A 16,565-nucleotide genomic window follows, 5' to 3' on the forward strand; every position below is an offset into this window, starting at 1 on the left:
GCATGGACTTTCAACAACTGCAGCGCGACCTGCTGCTGCAACGCTGGCGCAACGAGCGTCAGCTGGGACAACCGCGCAGCGCCAGCGGGCCAACCAATCGCATCAGCGATGTGCCCGGCGTGCGCGTCGGTCACTACACGCTAGCCGACGGCGAGCGACAAACCGGCGTTACCGCGATTGTGCCGCCGGGCGACAATCTGTTTACCCAGCCGCTACCTTGTGCGGCGGCGGTGTTTAACGGTTTCGCCAAGCCGGTTGGCCTGGTGCAGATTGAAGAGTTAGGCGTGCTGCAAACGCCGATTCTACTGAGCAACACGCTGGCGGTTGGCACGCTGTTTACTACGCTGGTGCGCGATGCCATCAGCCGCAACCGCGAGTTGGGCCGCAGCTTGCCCACGGTCAATCCGCTGGCGCTGGAGTGCAATGACGGCTGGCTTAACGATATTCAGGCGCTGGCGATCACCGAAGCGATGGCGCAGCAGGCACTCTATGACGCCACGGCAGATTTCGAGCGCGGCAGCGTCGGTGCCGGGCGCGGCATGAGCTGTTTCAGTTTGAAAGGCGGCATTGGCACGGCATCGCGCAGTATTCCGTCGCTCAACGCCACGCTGGGCGTGCTGGTGCTGGCGAACTTTGGCGCGTTAACCGCGCTGACGCTGGATGGCGTACGCCTGGGTGAGATGATCGCGCCGCTGCTGCCGGAACTGACGCCGCAGCGCGATGCCGGTTCCATCATCATTATTATGGCGACCGATGCGCCGCTCGATGCACGTCAGCTGAAGCGCGTCGCCAAACGCGCCGGTGCCGGTTTGGGACGACTAGGCAGTTATTGGGGCCACGGTTCGGGCGATATCGCGCTGGCGTTTTCCACCCAGTCGCAGCCGCAACCGCCAGAAGAGTCCACGCTGGAACCGCTGCTCGCCGCCGCCGCCGATGCCACCGAACACGCTGTGCTGGATGCCTTACTCAGCGCCGAATCTGTCACCGGTTTTCGTGGCCATCATCGGCCGTCGTTAACGGAAGTATTGGATAAATTAATTTGATGAAAATCTTTATCTCAGCCGATATCGAAGGCATCGCCGGCGTGATGCGGCCGGAACAGTGTTCACCCGGCCACGCCGAATACCAACTGGCGCGTGGACTGATGGAACAGGAAGTTAACGCCGCAATCGATGGCGCCTTTGCTGGCGGCGCAACGGAAGTGGTGGTGGCCGACAGCCACGCGCAGATGACCAACCTGCGTGCGGAAAATATCGATCCCCGCGCGCGCATGGTGCAGGGCAAACCGCGCGGCTTATCGATGGTAGAAGGCATTGAGCAGCAGCCGTTTGATGGCCTGTTCTTTATCGGCTATCACAGCGCGGCGGGTGAACCGGGCGTGCTGGCGCACACCATTAACGGCCGTGCGTTCTGGCGCATTCACATCAACGGCAAGGTGATGGGCGAAAGCGACATCTACGCCGCAGCCGCTGCTGAACAGGGCACGCCGCTGTGGCTGGTGAGCGGTGACGATCAGCTTAAAGGCTGGATTGCCGAGCATTATCCCTCGGTGGATTACGTCTGCGTGAAACGCGCCATCTCGCACACCTGCGCCGAATCCATTAGCCCGCAGGCAGCGCAAAATGCCATTCGCGCTGCAGCGACGGCCGCCGTGCAACGCAAACGCCAGGTCAGCACCACGCGCCTGAGCGCGCCCTATGAGATGCAGCTGCAAGCCAGCAAACCGGTGCTGGCGGATCTGTTCAGCCTGATCCCCGGCGTGACGCGCATTGACGCGGTCACCGTAGGCTATCGCGCGGATGACATGAACACGTTGATTAGCCTGCTGAGCGCCTTCTCCTATCTGGCGACCACGCAGTCGTGATTTTCATCAGGTCGGTCCGCATTTCCTGCTGAATTTTGCTAACCTGCGCGCAATTTATATATAACAACGAGGCAGTCATGCAGCTCTGCAGTTTTTATCTTATTGAACAGCAAAGAAAAAGTTACGGTATTGTGCAGCAAGAGGGCGTGATTGATATCGGCTTGCGTCTCGGCGCTGACTGCCCGGACCTGAAAACCTTGCTGCAACGCGGCGCGTTAAGCGATCTCGACGCCTATGAGTCCCAGCCGATTGATCACCCGTTTAGCGCCATTCGCTTCCTGCCGGTGGTGGAAAATCCTGGCAAAGTGTTCTGCGTTGGCATGAACTACGCCGACAAACGCAAAGAGTTTGCCGAGACGATTGAAGCGCCGACGCTATTTGTGCGTTTCGCGGATTCGCTGGCGGCGCACCAGCAGCCGCTGCTGAAACCCATCACCACGCAGGAATTTGATTACGAAGGTGAACTGGCGGTGATCATCGGCCAAGCGGCCTATCAGGTGAAAGCCGCCGATGCGTTGCAGCACGTTGCGGGCTACAGCTGCTTTATGGATGCCACGGTGCGCGACATGCAGTTTACCTGGTTCACCGCCGGGAAAAACTGGCAGCAGACCGGCGGTTTCGGACCGTGGATGACCACCGCTGACGAGATCCCCGATCCGCAGCAGCTGGCGATCAAAACCTGGCTCAATCAGCGCGAAGTGCAGAACGACACCACCGCCAGCATGGTGCATCCGGTGGCGAAGATCATTGAGTACATCTCCGCGTTCAGCCCGCTGTCGCCAGGCGATGTGATCATCACCGGTTCACCGGGCGGCGTCGGTAAAAAACGCACGCCACCGCTGTTTATGTTCCCCGGCGATGAGATTGAAGTCGAAATCGAGAAAATCGGTCGTTTACATCATTACGTGGCTTAGCGCCCGTCATACTTCGAGCCGCCGCTGCGTTGGCTACGTGTGCTCACCCCAGTCACTTACTGATGTAAGCTCCTGGGGATTCACCCACTTGCCGCCTTGCTGCAACTCGAATTATTTAGGGCGTGCTGTCTGTAAAAAGCGCACCACGCGGCTACGATTCAACAGCAGCCGCAGCGTGTCGCCTTCGCGCGCAATCGCGAAGCGCTTCTCCCACGGTCCATCCTGCGCGGTGGCTAATAGGCGATCGTTGCCCAGCGACTGCAAACGCGCACGAATCGCCGCCGGGCCGATGCCCATGATTAAGCTGTCGCCCTCAATCACCAACTCGCTGCGCCACTGCGGCGCGAACCAGCGGCCCTGCAGATGATCGAGGCTGGCCTGATCGGCCTGCACCGGCACAAAACGTCGGGCGGCATGACCAATCTCTCCCACAATCGCCGCGCCAGCATGGCGTAGTTGCATCGGGAAAGTGCTGGAGAGCGACACCGCCGTGCCGTGCACATCGTCACGCCACAAGGTATCGCCTGCGCCGAGCCAGGTGGCGGTCACGCCTTTGATTTCCAGCCAGTCGGCGGCGTCTTCCGCCACGTAAAGTCCGGGCGTTAAATCGTGTCCTTTCTCCGGTAACGCACGATTGAGCAGCGCCGCCATCACGCGCAGCACGCTTTCTGAGGTGGTGACATCTTCGCGGTTGGCGACCAGCGCCACGCCGATTTTCAGCTCCGGATGCAGCAGGAAATAGCTCTTATAACCGGCATGCGAACCGCCGTGACCGAACAGCGTCTGGCTGCCAAGCGTCGAGCTGGTGATGCCCAAACCGTATCCGCTGGTGCGGCCATCGTTGAGATGACGCGGCGCGCTCAGGCGCTGCAGCACGCCCGCACCCGGCCCGCTATCGGCCAGCAGGCTTTGCAGCCAGCGCGTCAGATGATTCAGGCTGCCGGTGACGCTGCCCGATGCCGAGAGATGCAAACCGGCGCTGGAGAGCTGCCACTGCGCGCCGTTTTGCCAGTAGCCGGGCACTAAACCGGGCACAATATCGAACCAGCTTTCCGGCGCAATCAGGTTGATATCCAGCGGATCGCAGATGTACTGCTGCAGCAGGTCATTGAATAACACGCCTTTGGCTTTCAGCGCCTCTTCAACCAGCCGATAACCGGTATTGGTGTAGGAGATTTCGCTGCCGGGCGCGTAGTTGAGATCGCCTTCGCGCGCGACAAAATCCAGCAGGTCGTCGGCGCGGGTGGCGTTGTACACCGACAATCCCAGCAGCGATAAGGTTTCGCGCACGTCCGGCAAACCGCTGCTCATATCCAGCGCCTGGCCGACGGTGATCTGGCCGTTGGCGCCGCGCAGCTGCGGCAGATGCTGCACCAGCGGATCGTCGAGCTTGAGATAGCGGCGGCCCGGCCCGGTCACCAGCGCAGCAAACAGATGTTTGGTGATGGAGGCGAAACGTACCACGCTGTCGGCGCTGAACGGCGTTTGCTGCGCCAAATCAGCCAATCCGGCGCAGTGCGTTGAGTGAATCTGGTGCGCATCAAACAGGATCATCGCACCGCCCGGCGCGCCTGGCTGTTGCCAGCTTTCAGTGATCTGTTGTGCGACATCCGCGGCGCGTTGCCAGTAAGCGGTCATGCCGGTTCCTCCAGCGTCATGCTGAGATCGAAAAGTTGGGCGGTATGTGGATGCTGGATGCGCCGCGCGCGCAGATCGTCGGCGCTCAGCTGTTCCACCATCTCGCCATTCTGCATCACGCCAATGCGCTGACACAGATGCGTTACCACCGCGAGGTTATGCGTCACCATAATGTAGGTGAGTTTGCGCTCGCTGCGGAGATCGCTGAGTAAATTGAGTATTTCGGCCTGCACCGACACATCCAGCGCCGAGGTCGGCTCATCCAGCAGCAGCACTTCCGGTTCGGCGATCAGCGCGCGCGCAATCGCCACGCGCTGACGCTGGCCGCCCGACAGCTGATGCGGATAGCGGAAACGCACCGACGCGGGCAACCCCACTTCGCTTAACGTCTGGCTAATGCGCTGTTCGGCGCGATCAAGCTGATGCACCAGCAGCGGTTCGTGCAGGATGCGATCGATGGTCTGGCGCGGGTGCAGCGAACCAAACGGATCCTGAAATACCATCTGCACCTGACGATAGAAGGCGCGGCTGCGTTTGGCGCTGAGCTGCATGCCACCAAACAGCATGCTGCCTTGCCAGTCGGCATTCAGTCCGGCGAGCGCGCGCAGGATGGTGGATTTGCCCGAGCCGCTTTCACCGACCAGGCCAAAGCTTTCGCCGTTACCGACCGAGAAACTGACGTCTTTTACCGCCGTGTGCGCACCGAAGTTGATGCGCAGGTTATCGATTTGAATCATGGGAAGCCTGTTTTCATTTTTCACGCACCATTCCGTAGCGGCGCAATTTATTGCGCAATGCCCGGATGAGCACGGTGCCAACATCAAAATGCGCGATGAATCGCGCCGCTACGCATACGGAGCGGCTTGAAACTGCGTTAGTTGCGCCACGCGGCATCGCGCTGCAATACGGGTAAACGCTCGCGCGGATGGCGCAACGACGGCAAACACGCCAGCAAACCGCGCGTATAGGGATGCTGCGCCTGCTGCAGCTGCCCGGCATCGAGCAGCTCAACGATGCGGCCGGCGTACATCACCGCCACGCGATCGCAGAAGTGCGACACCAGCGGCAAATCGTGGCTAATCAGAATCAGCCCCATGCCGCGCGCCGATACCAGCTCGTCAATCAGCTTGAGGATCTCCGCCTGCACCGTGGCATCCAGCGCGCTGGTGGGTTCATCGGCGATTAACAGCTCCGGATCGGGCGCCAGCATCATGGCAATCATCACGCGCTGGCCCATGCCGCCCGAGACTTCATGCGGATAGCGTTTCGCCACGGCTGCGGGATCGCGAATCTTCACCTGCTCCAGCAGATCAATCGCCGCCTGCATCGCTGCTTTATGGCTGCCGCCTTTGTGCTCGCGCCAGGCTTCGGCAATCTGCTGGCCGATGGTCATCACCGGATTGAGTGAATATTTCGGGTCCTGCAGGATAAAACCGACGCGCTTGCCGCGAATTTTACGCAGCACTTTCTCGCTGGCACCGCGCAGATCGATACCGTCGAAGCGCAGCACGTCGGCGCTGACTTCCGCATTGCCCGGCAATAACTGCATCAGGCTGCGCGCGGTCAGCGACTTGCCGGAACCGCTTTCGCCGACAATGGCAAACTTCTCGCGGCCCACGCTAAAACTGACGCCGCGCACGGCTTCAACGGTTTCGCTGCGCGAGCGGAAGGCAACGCGCAGGTTCTCGATTTCCACCAACATTTAGCGCTCCTTGGGATCCAGCACGTCACGCAGACCGTCGCCGAGAAAGTTAAACGCCAATGACGTCAGGAAAATCGCGATACACGGCATCAATGGCACCCACCATTCGCTGAACAGGAAACGACGCGCGGTGGCGATCATCGTGCCCCATTCCGGTGACGGCGGCTGCGCGCCCATGCCGAGAAAACCGAGGCTGGCGGCGGTAATGATGATGGAGCTCATGTCTAGCGTGACGCGCACAATCAGGCTCGGCACGCACAGCGGCATAATGTGGCGCAAAATAATGCGCAGCGGCGAAGCGCCGGTCAGACGGCTGGCGGCGATAAAGTCGCTGTGGCGGAACTGCAGGGTTTCGGCCCGCGCCAGACGCGCATACGGCGGCCACGATGTCAGGGCAATCGCCAGAATCGCGCTCTCCACGCCAGGTTTCAGCGCCGCGACAAACGCCAGCGCCAGAATCAGCCGTGGGAAGGCGAGGAAGATGTCGGTCAAACGCATCAGCGCTTTATCGATGAAACCGCCGGCATAACCGGCGATGCAGCCAATCAGCAGGCCGAGCGGCGCGGTAAGCAGCACCACGGCGATCACCATGCCGAGTGTGGTGCGGCCGCCGTAGATAATGCGCGTCCAGACATCGCGACCCAGTTCATCAGTGCCGAGCCAGTGCGCGGCAGAAGGGGCCGCCAGACGGTTTTCCAGATGCTGCATGCCGGGATCGAACGGCGTCAGCCACGGCGCAAACAGCGCCAGCAGCAGCATCACCGCCACCACCAGCAGTCCGGCCATCGCCAGGGGATTACTGCGCAGGCTGAGCCACAAGCGATAACGCCGGCCCCACACCGCCTGGCGACGATTGGCTGGCGTGTCGTCGAGCAGCCATTCTCGTGAGAAGAAGATCATTTTACGCGCGGGTCCCAAAGTCGATAGAGAAGGTCAGCCAGCTGATTGAGCAGCACATACACGGTGCCGACCAGCAAGGTGGCGCCGATCACCGGGTTCATGTCGGCGTTCATCAGCGATGTGGTGAGATATTGGCCGATGCCGGGCCAGGCGAAGACGTTTTCCGTCACCACCGCGCCCTCCAGCAATCCGGCGTAAGTCAGCGCCAGCACCGTTACCAGCTGAACCGCCACGGTGGGAAACGCATGCCGCCAAATCACCCGCCGTGACGACAAACCTTTGGCGCGCGCGGTGATCACGAACTCGCCACTCAGCGCGTTAAGCATAAAGGTGCGCGTCATACGCGTGATGTAGGCCATGCTGAAGTAAGCCAGAATCAGCAACGGCTGCGCCATGTGGGCCAGCGCATCCCAGAAGGCGTCGGTTTCCCCTGCCAGCAGCGAATCGATGGTGAGGAAGCCGGTGACCTGCGGCACCATATCCTGCCAGATGATGTCCTGACGCCCGGGGCCGGGCGCAATGCCGAGCACCGCGTAGAACACCAGCAGGCTCAGCAGCGCCAGCACGAACACCGGCAGCGAATGGCCTGCGAGACAGATCACGCGAATGGTTTGGTCGACCCACGAACGTTGTCGTACCGCCGCCCACACGCCCAGCGGAATGCCGATCAGCGCCGCGATGATGATGGCCGCCGTTGCCAGTTCCATGGTGGCGGGGAAGAAGCGGGCGATGTCGGTAATCACCGGATTCGAGGTGAGAATCGATTTACCGAGATCGCCATGCAGCAGTTGATTGATGTAGTGACCAAACTGCACGTAAAGGGGCTGATCCAGCCCCATTTCCGCACGCACGCGCTCGACGACCGATTGCGGTGCGTTATCACCGACCGCCGCCAGCACCGGATCGGTGGGCATGACGCGGCCAATGAAAAAGGTCAACACCGACAGACCAAACAGCGTCAGCACCAGGCTTCCCAGGGTGCTGACGATTCTCTTCAGTAACGGCATCAGGCTTTTTTCACCTGCGCATACGGCCACTGCTCCAGCACGGTCATGTGGACATCACTCAGTGCTTTGCTGGTGGCCACGTTTTTGGTCTTCTGCATCATGAAAATAAACGGACTCTTCTCGCGGCCTAACTGCTGAATCTGCTGATAGAGCGCGATGCGCTTCGTCGGATCCGGCTCATGCAGCGCCTGCTCGGTGAGTTTGTTAAATTCATCGTCTGACCAGCTGCAGCGCCACGCCAGCGTTCGCGCACGCGCGTTATCGCTGTTGTCGGTGTTAACGCAGAAGGCTTCGGTGTTGGAGTTGGGATCAAAGTAATCGGCGCCCCAAACCGTCAATGCCAGCTGATGCTGACGCGCACGCATCTTGGTCAGCACCTGGCGGTTTTCGGCGGCGATAAGGGACATTTTGATGCCAATCGCGCCCAATTGCGTCTGAATCGCCTGCGCGATGTCCGGATAGGGTTGCATGGAGTAGTGATCGAGGGTGATTTCGAAACCGTCCGGATATCCCGCTTCGGCCAGCAGCGCTTTGGCTTTCGCCAGATCTTTGTGGAATGGCGTATCGTCCAGCGCCGCCGGGAAGCCGCTCGGCAGGAAGCTTTGATGGGTAACAAAACTCATCGACAGAATGTTTTTCTGAATGCTGTCGTAATCCAGCGCCCACTTCAGCGCCTGCCACACCTGCGGTTTTTTCAGATACGGATTATTGGTGTTGCACGACATCAGCATGATGGCCGACAGCGACTGATTCACCAGCGACACGCTGCTGTCGTTTTTCACCTGCAGCAGCTGTTCGGTGGTGAGGTCATACGCGGCATCAACATCGCCTTTTTTCAGCATCAGCGCCTGCGCGGCTGGGTCGGCGATGTGTTTAAGGATCACGCGTTTGGTTTTGCTGGCGCCTTTATATTGCGGGCTAATCTCCAGAATCACCGTTTCGCTGGCATTCCAGGTGCGCAGGGTAAAGGCACCGGAACCGGCGCTGTGCTGTTTCAGCCAGCCGTTACCGAAGTCATTGTTCTGCTGGTTCGCCAGACAGGCTTTCTTCGACACGATGCTGCCGACGGTGGCGGACAAGCAGTAGAGCAGGAAGGTTTCGGCCGCCGGCGCGCCGAGTTTCATCTCCACGGTGTGCGCATCTTTCGCGGTGACCCGCTGCGTAACGTTGTCTTTGGTAAAGCCGAACTGGTTGATAATAAAGGCCGGGCTCTTATCCAGCTTGACGATACGCTCAATCGAGAATGCCACGTCTTCTGCGGTAAGCGGCGAACCATCGGCGAATTTGGCCGCCGGATCGAGATGGAACGTGTAAGTGCCGTTATCGCTGCTGACGTCCCAGCTTTGCGCCAGTTGACCAATCACTTTATCGGCTTGCTTAGGATCGGGCGTGACTAGACGTTGATAGAGGTTGCCGCAGATCTGGCCGCCGGTGGCTTCGAAGCTTTCGTGTGGATCGAGGCTGGTGATGTTATCGAGCTGCATCGCGATCACCAGCATGGTCGGCGGCGTCGCGGCAAAGGAAGCATTCAGGCTGAGGTAGGAAACAACAGGTACAGCAGTGCATCCTGCAAGAAAACGTCTTCTGGTAACCATGTAAACTCCCAACTTATTGATAATTAAAATAAAAAATTGCCGTTTGATTGTTTTTTGTCTTGACTTTAGGCACCCACCGGAGGATTAATACCGGTTCTACGTCCTTTGTTTCACGCGTGTGGTTTTGCCCTTTTATGGTGCAATTTGCTCCGCCAGCTGGCAGTGCTGCGCTTTCCCCCGAACATGGAACTGAACAACATGTCTGACTCGATTACCCTCGATATTCCGGTCTTTGACGGCCACAACGACGTGCTGAATAAGCTGTGGCAGCACCATCAGCCGGACGCGGTTAATGCCTTTTTTACTGGCACCAAAACGGGCCAAATGGACTTGCCGCGTATCCGTCAGGGAAATATGGCAGGTGGCATTTTCGCCACCTGGGTGCCGTCCCACCCTTTGATTGCAAGAAGTGCGCCAGACCTCGCAGATTTTCCTCAGGAAATTATCAACTCAGCGCGCGACGCGACGTTTTCCATGCTGGCGCTGCTGCTGCGCATTGAGCAGGCCTCGAATGGCCAGGTGAAGATTTGCCGCAGCGTGCGCGAGATTCGTCACTGCATGGTGAACAAGGTGTTAGCGGTGGTGATGCACGTCGAAGGTGCGGAAGCGCTGGATACCCACGGCGAGCTGCTCGACATGCTGTATGCCAGCGGCTTGCGCACGCTGGGACCGCTGTGGAGCCGCCCGAATCAGTTCGGCGACGGCGTGCCGTTCTTCTATCCCTCGTCGCCAGATATCGGCAACGGCCTGACGGCTGCGGGCAAGCAGCTGGTGCGCGACTGTAATCGCCGCCGCATCATGGTCGACTTGTCGCATATGGATGAGAAAGGCTTCTGGCACACCGCGGAAATCAGCGATGCGCCGCTGGTGGCGAGCCACTCCAACGCGCATGTGCTCAGCGCGCAGTCGCGTAATCTCACCGATCGCCAGCTGGCGGCGATTGCCGAAACCAACGGCTTTGTCGGCGTCAATTTTGCCGTGCCGTTCCTGCGTGAAGATGGCGATCGTCATGCGCCGACCGGCGTCGATGCCATCGTGCGTCACGTTGAGTATCTGCTGGAAAAAGTGGGGGAAGAGGGCGTCGGTTTTGGTTCGGATCTCGATGGCGCCACCATGCCAGGCGATCTGAAGGACGTGGCCGGATTCCCGCTACTGGTGCAGGCGCTGGCGCAGCGGGGCTATTCGCGTGAGCTGCTGGAGAAGATTTGCCACGGCAACTGGCTGCGCGTGCTTGAAGCCACCTGGGGCGAATAATCATGCGGCTGCGGCATATCGAAGTCTTTCAGGCGATTGTGCAGACCGGAAGCATCAGTGCGGCGGCGCGTTTGCTAAATGTGTCGCAGCCGAATGTCAGCCGCGTGCTTAATCACGCCGAGCAGCAGCTCGGTTTTGCGCTGTTTGAGCGGCGCGCGCAGGGCATGGTGGTGACGGCAGAAGGGAGGCGCTTGCTGCCGGAAGTGGAAGATATCTATCAGCGTTTACAGGCGATTACCCAACTGACCGAGCAACTGCGGCGCGGCGAAGGGCAAACGGTGCGCGTCGGTGCTGCGCATGCGTTTGGTCAGATGGTATTAGCACCCGCGCTGGTGAACTGGCGGCAACAGGCGGCGTCGGTCAGCGTGGAACTGGTCACCGAGCACTTCAGCACCTTGTGCCGCATGCTGATGGATAATCAGCTCGATTTCGCGCTGGTGTTTGGTCAGCAGGTGGATGCCGATTTACTGGCGGAACCGCTGTTTCAGTCGTCGATGGTGGCGTTGCTGCCGCGCGATCACACCCACCATGAGCCGGTGACGCTGGAGTGGCTGTGCGCCAACAACCTGTTGATGATGCAGAATCAGGATCCGCTTGGTCGGGTGCTGCACCGCGCGCTGCGCGATAAAGGGCTCAATCCGGCGGTATCGCTGTCGATTAAAACCTATTCGGTGATTGCCGATATGGTGCTGGCGGGCGGCGGCGTCGGGATTGTCGATCTGTTTACCGCGTGCCGTTATGCCGACCAGCTCAAGTTGTTACCGGTCGCGCAGCCGCTACCGTTTGAAGTGATGTTAATCAGTCGCCGCGATCAGCCGCAGTCGCAATCAACGCTGCAGCTGAAACAGGTGATTCGCAACAAGCTGTGGGAGATCGCGCGCCAGTGTGAATCGCAGTTTTTCACCCACCCGGCATAACGCCAATTGCCGGTGCGCATATTCATAGGCATCCGGTCGCCATGCATGGCGACTTTACGGAGCTTATAGCGATTGTGAATTAAGAAAACGCATTGCTGCTGCAGCGAGGGTGTTGAGGCGACATCCCAATCCGCTGAACGATTGAGGGATTCCAGGACGAGCCGCATGGATGCGGCGAGAGGTGGCGTTGAGCAGGAGCGAATCGACACCGGTCCGTCAGGAATCGTGAATGAGTGAAGGTACCGCGAAGCGGCGGGTTGGGCTGGCGCAAGGCCTGGGAGTGCAGAGGGCGTGGCCAGACGCCCTCTGCTCGGTCGCCGCACGAAGGTGCTGCAACTGCCTCAGTACGAGGCGAACGAAAGTCGCACTGCGCTTAACTGACATGTATTACGCCATTCCTGGCGACCATTCAAACCCCATCGGTAATCGGCTTACGCACCAGCAGCAAATAGGCCAGCGCACCCACCACCGTCACACCGGCGCAAATCATCAACGCCAGGCTAAACGACTTGGTGGTATCCAGCACCCAACCGGTGATCACCGGGGCGAACGAGGCGAACACGAAGCTGGCGAAGTTCTGGATGCTGCCGACCGAGGCGGTCATGCGCGCCGTGACGTTGGCGTGAATCAGACCCCAGCACGATGTACCGGCAAAGTGGATGCAGAACAGCGCCATACCAATCATGGTGACCGCGCTGGTGGTGTCGGTGGCACGCGTTACAAAGGCGGTAAACGCGGCGGACAACAGCATGCCGGTGACGATTGAGATCTTACGCACCTTCACCGCATCATGGCCGCGACGCACCAGCGCATCGACCACATAACCGTTCAGCAGCATGCCCGCCGCGCCGAACAGGAATGGAATCGCGGCCAGTAAACCGGTGCTTTTCAGATCAAGATTATAAGTGGATTGCAGATAGCCCGGCAGCCACGCGATGTACAGCCACGCGGTGTAGTTGATGCCGCTGAAGCCAATCATCATGCCCCACATGGTGCGCTGCCTGAACAGGCCGCGCCACTCGGCAAAACTCAGCGGTTCTTTGCGCGATGCCACGCTGCCCGCCTGCAGATAGTGAATCTCTTCACCGCTCAGCGTGTTGTTATCGCGATCGCGGTACATCAGATACCAGCCGATGGCGAGAAACATGCCGAGCACGCCGATAGTGATAAACATGCCGCGCCAGCCCATCACCATCATCATCGCGGCCAAAATCGGTGGCGCAATCGACAAGCCAATCATCGAAGCGGCGTTAAACATGCCCATCGGCATGCCGCGATCTTTGATGTTGAACCAGTCGTTGATCACCTTGACGCCGCACGGGTTCATCGGCGCTTCGCCAATACCTAAGCCGATACGCACCAAAATAAACTGGGTGAAGTTATGCACCAAACCGGCGGCCGCCTGGAACAGCGACCAGAAGAACATACCAATCGCCAGCATGATGCGCGGCCCTTTGCGATCGAGCAGCGCACCGCACGGCAGCTGCGCTAAGCCGTACGCCAGCGAGAAGGCCGACAGCAGCACGCCAATTTCTGTCGCGGATAAACCCAGTTCTCCCCGAATGGTCATATTGGCCACCGACAGCGAACTGCGGTCGAGATAGTTGATCATGGCGGCGAACAGCAGCAGCAGCATGGCGGTAATCTGGATCTTTCTGATGCGCGGCGAGCGCACCACGTCACTGCGTGCCGGGATAAAATCTTGCCCGTCTGCAGCCGGTTGTGGCGCGTTTTCGCGGCCACGAGCCGAAGTATTTTCCATTGCGACCTCCCGGATCTGGGTACTTATCGTTATGCGTTTGTGTGGGATCCTGCGGCAGCAAAACGGTGCTGCCCCAACGGATAGACTTCGAGACTAGAAGCAATCAGATCGGGATGTTGCGGAGATGTTTCAGATTCGTGCGGGAGCTAATGCTTTGTGGTTTTTAATCGGTTTTTAATTGTACTGGCGGATCGAACGGATCATCGATGTCTTGGCGGTGCCGAGATGATTGTGTAGCGCACATAACGCTTCGACATCCTGACGGCTAATCAGCGCTGTCAGAATCGCCATATGTTCCTCCAGCGCCACGATATTTCTTTGCTTAAGATCGGTTTCATCCCATTGATAATGCGAGTGAAAAATCACGGAAATAATCTCCAGCGACTGATTAAAAAACGGATTGTTGGCGGCGGAGAGAATCAGCGTGTGCATCTCTTTATCCAGCGCGGCGAAGTGGCGGTAATTGCTGGCGATGGTGTCACGCATCGAACGATGGCGATCCAGCAGGTCGCGCGCCTGCATCCAGCGCTCATCCTGCGAAGGCAGGTTGAGAAAACGGGTCAGCGCGTGGGTTTCCAGCATTTCACGCAGCTCAAACAGGTTCTCGGCATACTTCTGATCGAACTTCTTCATGCGCCATTGTCCGCGCTTCACCGGTTCCAGCAGGTCATAACGCATAAAGCGCAGCAGGAATTCACGTACCACAACCGGACTGACCTTCACCTGCTGGGCTAACTGCAGCTCGCTAAAGGTATCGCCCGGCATCAGCTGACGCTGATTAATCAGGTTGAAAAAGGTCTGCTCAAACTGCAGCGCCTGCTGATCGATCGGCGGCGTCAGGGCGTTAAAACCATCTTCTTCGCTGGGATCGCGCACGATAACGTAGGTTTCATCCACCTTTTCCAGCACGCCGCGCTCATGCAGATGCTGCAAAGTGTGGCGCACCGTAGTGCGGCTGATGTTGAACATCTCGGCCAGCGCCGCCTGCGGGGGCAACGGCGAACGGATATGCCGTTTAGCAATGCCTTCCAGCATCTGGTTAATCACGTTCTGACGTAGGTTCTGGCTGCGGCTCATACGCGTCTCCGGTTTTTTATCTATTAAAAACCATACAAAGCCCAAAAAAAGCGGTTGGCTTCACACTTCCCCCAATGCAAAACGCTGCCATCGGCGATTTTCGCCATAACTGCGACAACAGCACAGGAGAAGCCAATGACAATGATGAAAACGCTGGTAGTCGCCGAGCCGCGCCAGATGGTATGGCAGCAGCGCGCGAAGCCGACGCCCGCCGCCCATGAAGTTCTGATCAAACCGATCGCCGCCGGCATTTGTGGCACCGATATCCACGCCTGGGCCGGAAATCAGCCGTTTTTCAGCTATCCACGCGTGTTGGGGCATGAGCTGTGTGGTGAAGTGGTGGAACTCGGCAGCCAGGCCAGCGGCTTCAGGCTGGGCCAGCGCGTGGTGCTGATTCCCTACGTTGCCTGCCAGCAGTGCGATGCCTGTTTGAGTGGCAAAACCAACTGCTGCGAAAAAATCTCGGTGATTGGGGTGCATCAGGATGGCGGTTTCTGCGAATTCCTCAGCGCGCCGACCAGCAATTTGCTGGCGGTGGATGAGGTTGATCCCGAAGCCGCCGCGCTGATTGAACCCTTCGCCATCAGCGCGCATGCGGTGCGCCGTGCGGCCGTTACGGCGGATGAGCAGGTTTTGGTGGTGGGCGCAGGTCCGATTGGCCTTGGCGTGGCCGCGATTGCGGCGGCGGCGGGGGCGAATGTGGTGGTGGCCGACACCAGCGAGCAACGCCGTGCGCACGTAGCGCAGAAGCTGGGTTTGGCGACGGTGAATCCATTAGACGCCGATTTTGAGGCGCAGTTGCGGGCGGAATTTGGTGGGCGTTTGCCGGCCAAAGTGATCGATGCCACCGGCAGCCCAGCGGCGATGAACGGCGCGGTGAAACTGATTCGTCACGGCGGCACCATCGTGTTTGTCGGCCTGCATAAAGGCGATCTGGTGATCCCGGATATCGAGTTCCACAAAAAGGAAACCACGCTGCTGGGCAGCCGCAACGCCACGCTGGAAGATTTCGCGAAAGTAGGCGAACTGATGGCGAACGGGCAGCTTCGTGCCGACATGATGCTCAATCGCCATTATGATTTTTCTACCCTGGCAGATCGCTTTGAAGCGGATGTGATTAACAACCGGGAACTGATTAAGGGCGTGATTCACTTCGAACGTTGATATTGGCACCAACCGTAGCGGCGCAATTTATTGCGCCAAGAGGGGTTGGCACGGTGCCTTCACTGATGCGCGCGATAGATCGCGCCGCGACACCATTGTGCCTCCTTCACCATATTGTCTGCATTGCCAAGCCAGCGTATTATCTCCCGCCTAAGGTGATGGCGTGCCACCTTCCCCAACCGCCGTTCTGGTCACAGACGGCTGATGACGCCTGACAACACTCGTATCCCTGCGCGGGAGACGGCGGTGTGTCAGGTGTTATTCTGTCCTGCCGCGGCCCTGCGCGTCATTCATATCAGGAGCTCCAAACTATGTTGAAATCGTTACTGGCGGTGGTGCTGGGCGGTGCGGTGGGCTGTACGCTGCGTTGGTTGATCTCATTACGTTTCAACGCGCTGTTTCCCAATTTGCCGCCCGGCACCTTGATGGTGAATCTGGTGGGCGGTTTTATCATCGGTGCGGCACTGGCTTTCTTTGTGCGTAATCCGCATATCGATCCCTTTTGGAAACTGTTAATTGTCACTGGCTTGTGTGGCGGCTTAACCACCTTTTCCACTTTTTCTGCAGAAATTGTTGGGTTGCTACAATCAGGTAAATACCTTTGGGCGATGTCGAGCGTGATGGTGCATGTTATTGGTTCGCTGCTGATGACTTTCGCCGGTTTTGCCGCGGTCAATCTGCTGGGATAACCATCGCGCTTGAAATAACTCCTCAGAGGTAGATACTGATCGCCATTCTGTGCGCGTGACGCACAGAATTTGTCACCGATTA

The 16,565-nt window shown here is 58.9% G+C and carries 15 protein-coding genes and 1 riboswitch; of the genes, 7 read left to right on the forward strand and 8 right to left on the reverse strand.

Annotated features, from left to right (window positions below; genetic code table 11):
- The first annotated feature begins 2 nt into the window (after positions 1-2).
- The 3 genes from ACVLVH_RS22795 (at position 3) to ACVLVH_RS22805 (ending at position 2,778) form a co-directional block, all read left to right on the forward strand.
- Positions 3-1,043: a DmpA family aminopeptidase gene (locus ACVLVH_RS22795; protein WP_498950152.1), complete on the forward strand. Its 1,041-nt coding sequence runs from the start codon at positions 3-5 to the stop codon at positions 1,041-1,043.
- Entirely contained in the window at positions 1,043-1,864 is an 822-nt protein-coding gene (locus ACVLVH_RS22800; protein ID WP_222235034.1) for a M55 family metallopeptidase, read from the forward strand. Before ACVLVH_RS22795 ends, ACVLVH_RS22800 begins: the two co-directional genes overlap by 1 nt.
- A gap of 77 nt (positions 1,865-1,941) precedes the next feature.
- A complete protein-coding gene (locus ACVLVH_RS22805) occupies positions 1,942-2,778 on the forward strand; it encodes a fumarylacetoacetate hydrolase family protein (protein ID WP_192415461.1) in 837 nt (278 codons plus the stop codon).
- Positions 2,779-2,889: 111 nt separating this feature from the next.
- Here ACVLVH_RS22805 and ACVLVH_RS22810 read toward each other — a convergent pair whose 3' ends face one another.
- The 6 genes from ACVLVH_RS22810 to ACVLVH_RS22835 all read right to left on the reverse strand — a co-directional run bounded on the left by ACVLVH_RS22810 (position 2,890) and on the right by ACVLVH_RS22835 (position 9,620).
- Positions 2,890-4,416 carry a serine hydrolase domain-containing protein gene (locus ACVLVH_RS22810; RefSeq protein ID WP_498950155.1) on the reverse strand — a complete coding sequence of 509 codons (1,527 nt, stop codon included), beginning with the start codon at positions 4,414-4,416 and terminating at the stop codon, positions 2,890-2,892.
- The gene (locus tag ACVLVH_RS22815; protein ID WP_498950157.1) at positions 4,413-5,153 is read right to left on the reverse strand and encodes an ABC transporter ATP-binding protein; all 741 of its coding nucleotides are present in this window, start codon (positions 5,151-5,153) and stop codon (positions 4,413-4,415) included. Before ACVLVH_RS22815 ends, ACVLVH_RS22810 begins: the two co-directional genes overlap by 4 nt.
- 137 nt (positions 5,154-5,290) lie before the next feature.
- Positions 5,291-6,118, reverse strand: a complete 828-nt coding sequence (locus ACVLVH_RS22820) for an ABC transporter ATP-binding protein (RefSeq protein WP_498950159.1) — start codon at positions 6,116-6,118, stop codon at positions 5,291-5,293.
- Positions 6,119-7,018 carry an ABC transporter permease gene (locus ACVLVH_RS22825; RefSeq protein WP_312464093.1) on the reverse strand — a complete coding sequence of 300 codons (900 nt, stop codon included), beginning with the start codon at positions 7,016-7,018 and terminating at the stop codon, positions 6,119-6,121.
- The gene (locus tag ACVLVH_RS22830) at positions 7,015-8,025 is read right to left on the reverse strand and encodes an ABC transporter permease (protein ID WP_498950161.1); all 1,011 of its coding nucleotides are present in this window, start codon (positions 8,023-8,025) and stop codon (positions 7,015-7,017) included. Before ACVLVH_RS22830 ends, ACVLVH_RS22825 begins: the two co-directional genes overlap by 4 nt.
- Entirely contained in the window at positions 8,025-9,620 is a 1,596-nt protein-coding gene (locus tag ACVLVH_RS22835; protein ID WP_192415466.1) for an ABC transporter substrate-binding protein, read from the reverse strand. Before ACVLVH_RS22835 ends, ACVLVH_RS22830 begins: the two co-directional genes overlap by 1 nt.
- Before the next feature lie 198 nt (positions 9,621-9,818).
- Between ACVLVH_RS22835 and ACVLVH_RS22840 the strand changes: the two genes are divergently transcribed.
- Entirely contained in the window at positions 9,819-10,874 is a 1,056-nt protein-coding gene (locus ACVLVH_RS22840) for a dipeptidase (RefSeq protein ID WP_498950164.1), read from the forward strand.
- A gap of 2 nt (positions 10,875-10,876) precedes the next feature.
- On the forward strand, positions 10,877-11,791 hold the full coding sequence (locus ACVLVH_RS22845; RefSeq protein WP_110867695.1) for a LysR family transcriptional regulator: 915 nt from the start codon (positions 10,877-10,879) through the stop codon (positions 11,789-11,791).
- Positions 11,792-12,200: 409 nt separating this feature from the next.
- Here ACVLVH_RS22845 and ACVLVH_RS22850 read toward each other — a convergent pair whose 3' ends face one another.
- Positions 12,201-13,553, reverse strand: coding sequence for an MFS transporter (locus tag ACVLVH_RS22850; RefSeq protein WP_222235040.1), 1,353 nt, complete (start codon positions 13,551-13,553; stop codon positions 12,201-12,203).
- Positions 13,554-13,727: 174 nt separating this feature from the next.
- Positions 13,728-14,630, reverse strand: a complete 903-nt coding sequence (locus tag ACVLVH_RS22855) for a GntR family transcriptional regulator (protein WP_101762759.1) — start codon at positions 14,628-14,630, stop codon at positions 13,728-13,730.
- A 135-nt stretch (positions 14,631-14,765) separates the two neighbouring features.
- Here ACVLVH_RS22855 and ACVLVH_RS22860 point away from each other — a divergent pair, with 135 nt between their 5' ends.
- Complete coding sequence (locus ACVLVH_RS22860) at positions 14,766-15,794, forward strand: zinc-binding alcohol dehydrogenase family protein (protein ID WP_498950167.1); 1,029 nt, start codon at positions 14,766-14,768, stop codon at positions 15,792-15,794.
- A gap of 145 nt (positions 15,795-15,939) precedes the next feature.
- Positions 15,940-16,015, forward strand: a riboswitch (Fluoride riboswitch).
- 90 nt (positions 16,016-16,105) lie between these two features.
- Positions 16,106-16,483, forward strand: coding sequence for a fluoride efflux transporter CrcB (gene crcB / locus ACVLVH_RS22865; protein ID WP_101762757.1), 378 nt, complete (start codon positions 16,106-16,108; stop codon positions 16,481-16,483).
- Positions 16,484-16,565 lie beyond the last annotated feature (82 nt).

The sequence above is a fragment of the Kluyvera sp. 1366 genome (assembly GCF_054823405.1).

Coding starts and splice junctions, on each gene's coding strand:
- ACVLVH_RS22860 (WP_498950167.1), top strand. CDS start 14,766: ATGACAATGATGAAAACGCTGGTAGTCGCCGAGCCGCGCCAGATGGTA.
- ACVLVH_RS22830 (WP_498950161.1), bottom strand. CDS start 8,025: ATGCCGTTACTGAAGAGAATCGTCAGCACCCTGGGAAGCCTGGTGCTG.
- ACVLVH_RS22855 (WP_101762759.1), bottom strand. CDS start 14,630: ATGAGCCGCAGCCAGAACCTACGTCAGAACGTGATTAACCAGATGCTG.
- ACVLVH_RS22820 (WP_498950159.1), bottom strand. CDS start 6,118: ATGTTGGTGGAAATCGAGAACCTGCGCGTTGCCTTCCGCTCGCGCAGC.
- ACVLVH_RS22850 (WP_222235040.1), bottom strand. CDS start 13,553: ATGGAAAATACTTCGGCTCGTGGCCGCGAAAACGCGCCACAACCGGCT.
- ACVLVH_RS22835 (WP_192415466.1), bottom strand. CDS start 9,620: ATGGTTACCAGAAGACGTTTTCTTGCAGGATGCACTGCTGTACCTGTT.
- ACVLVH_RS22805 (WP_192415461.1), top strand. CDS start 1,942: ATGCAGCTCTGCAGTTTTTATCTTATTGAACAGCAAAGAAAAAGTTAC.
- ACVLVH_RS22810 (WP_498950155.1), bottom strand. CDS start 4,416: ATGACCGCTTACTGGCAACGCGCCGCGGATGTCGCACAACAGATCACT.
- ACVLVH_RS22795 (WP_498950152.1), top strand. CDS start 3: ATGGACTTTCAACAACTGCAGCGCGACCTGCTGCTGCAACGCTGGCGC.
- ACVLVH_RS22845 (WP_110867695.1), top strand. CDS start 10,877: ATGCGGCTGCGGCATATCGAAGTCTTTCAGGCGATTGTGCAGACCGGA.
- ACVLVH_RS22840 (WP_498950164.1), top strand. CDS start 9,819: ATGTCTGACTCGATTACCCTCGATATTCCGGTCTTTGACGGCCACAAC.
- ACVLVH_RS22815 (WP_498950157.1), bottom strand. CDS start 5,153: ATGATTCAAATCGATAACCTGCGCATCAACTTCGGTGCGCACACGGCG.
- ACVLVH_RS22800 (WP_222235034.1), top strand. CDS start 1,043: ATGAAAATCTTTATCTCAGCCGATATCGAAGGCATCGCCGGCGTGATG.
- crcB (WP_101762757.1), top strand. CDS start 16,106: ATGTTGAAATCGTTACTGGCGGTGGTGCTGGGCGGTGCGGTGGGCTGT.
- ACVLVH_RS22825 (WP_312464093.1), bottom strand. CDS start 7,018: ATGATCTTCTTCTCACGAGAATGGCTGCTCGACGACACGCCAGCCAAT.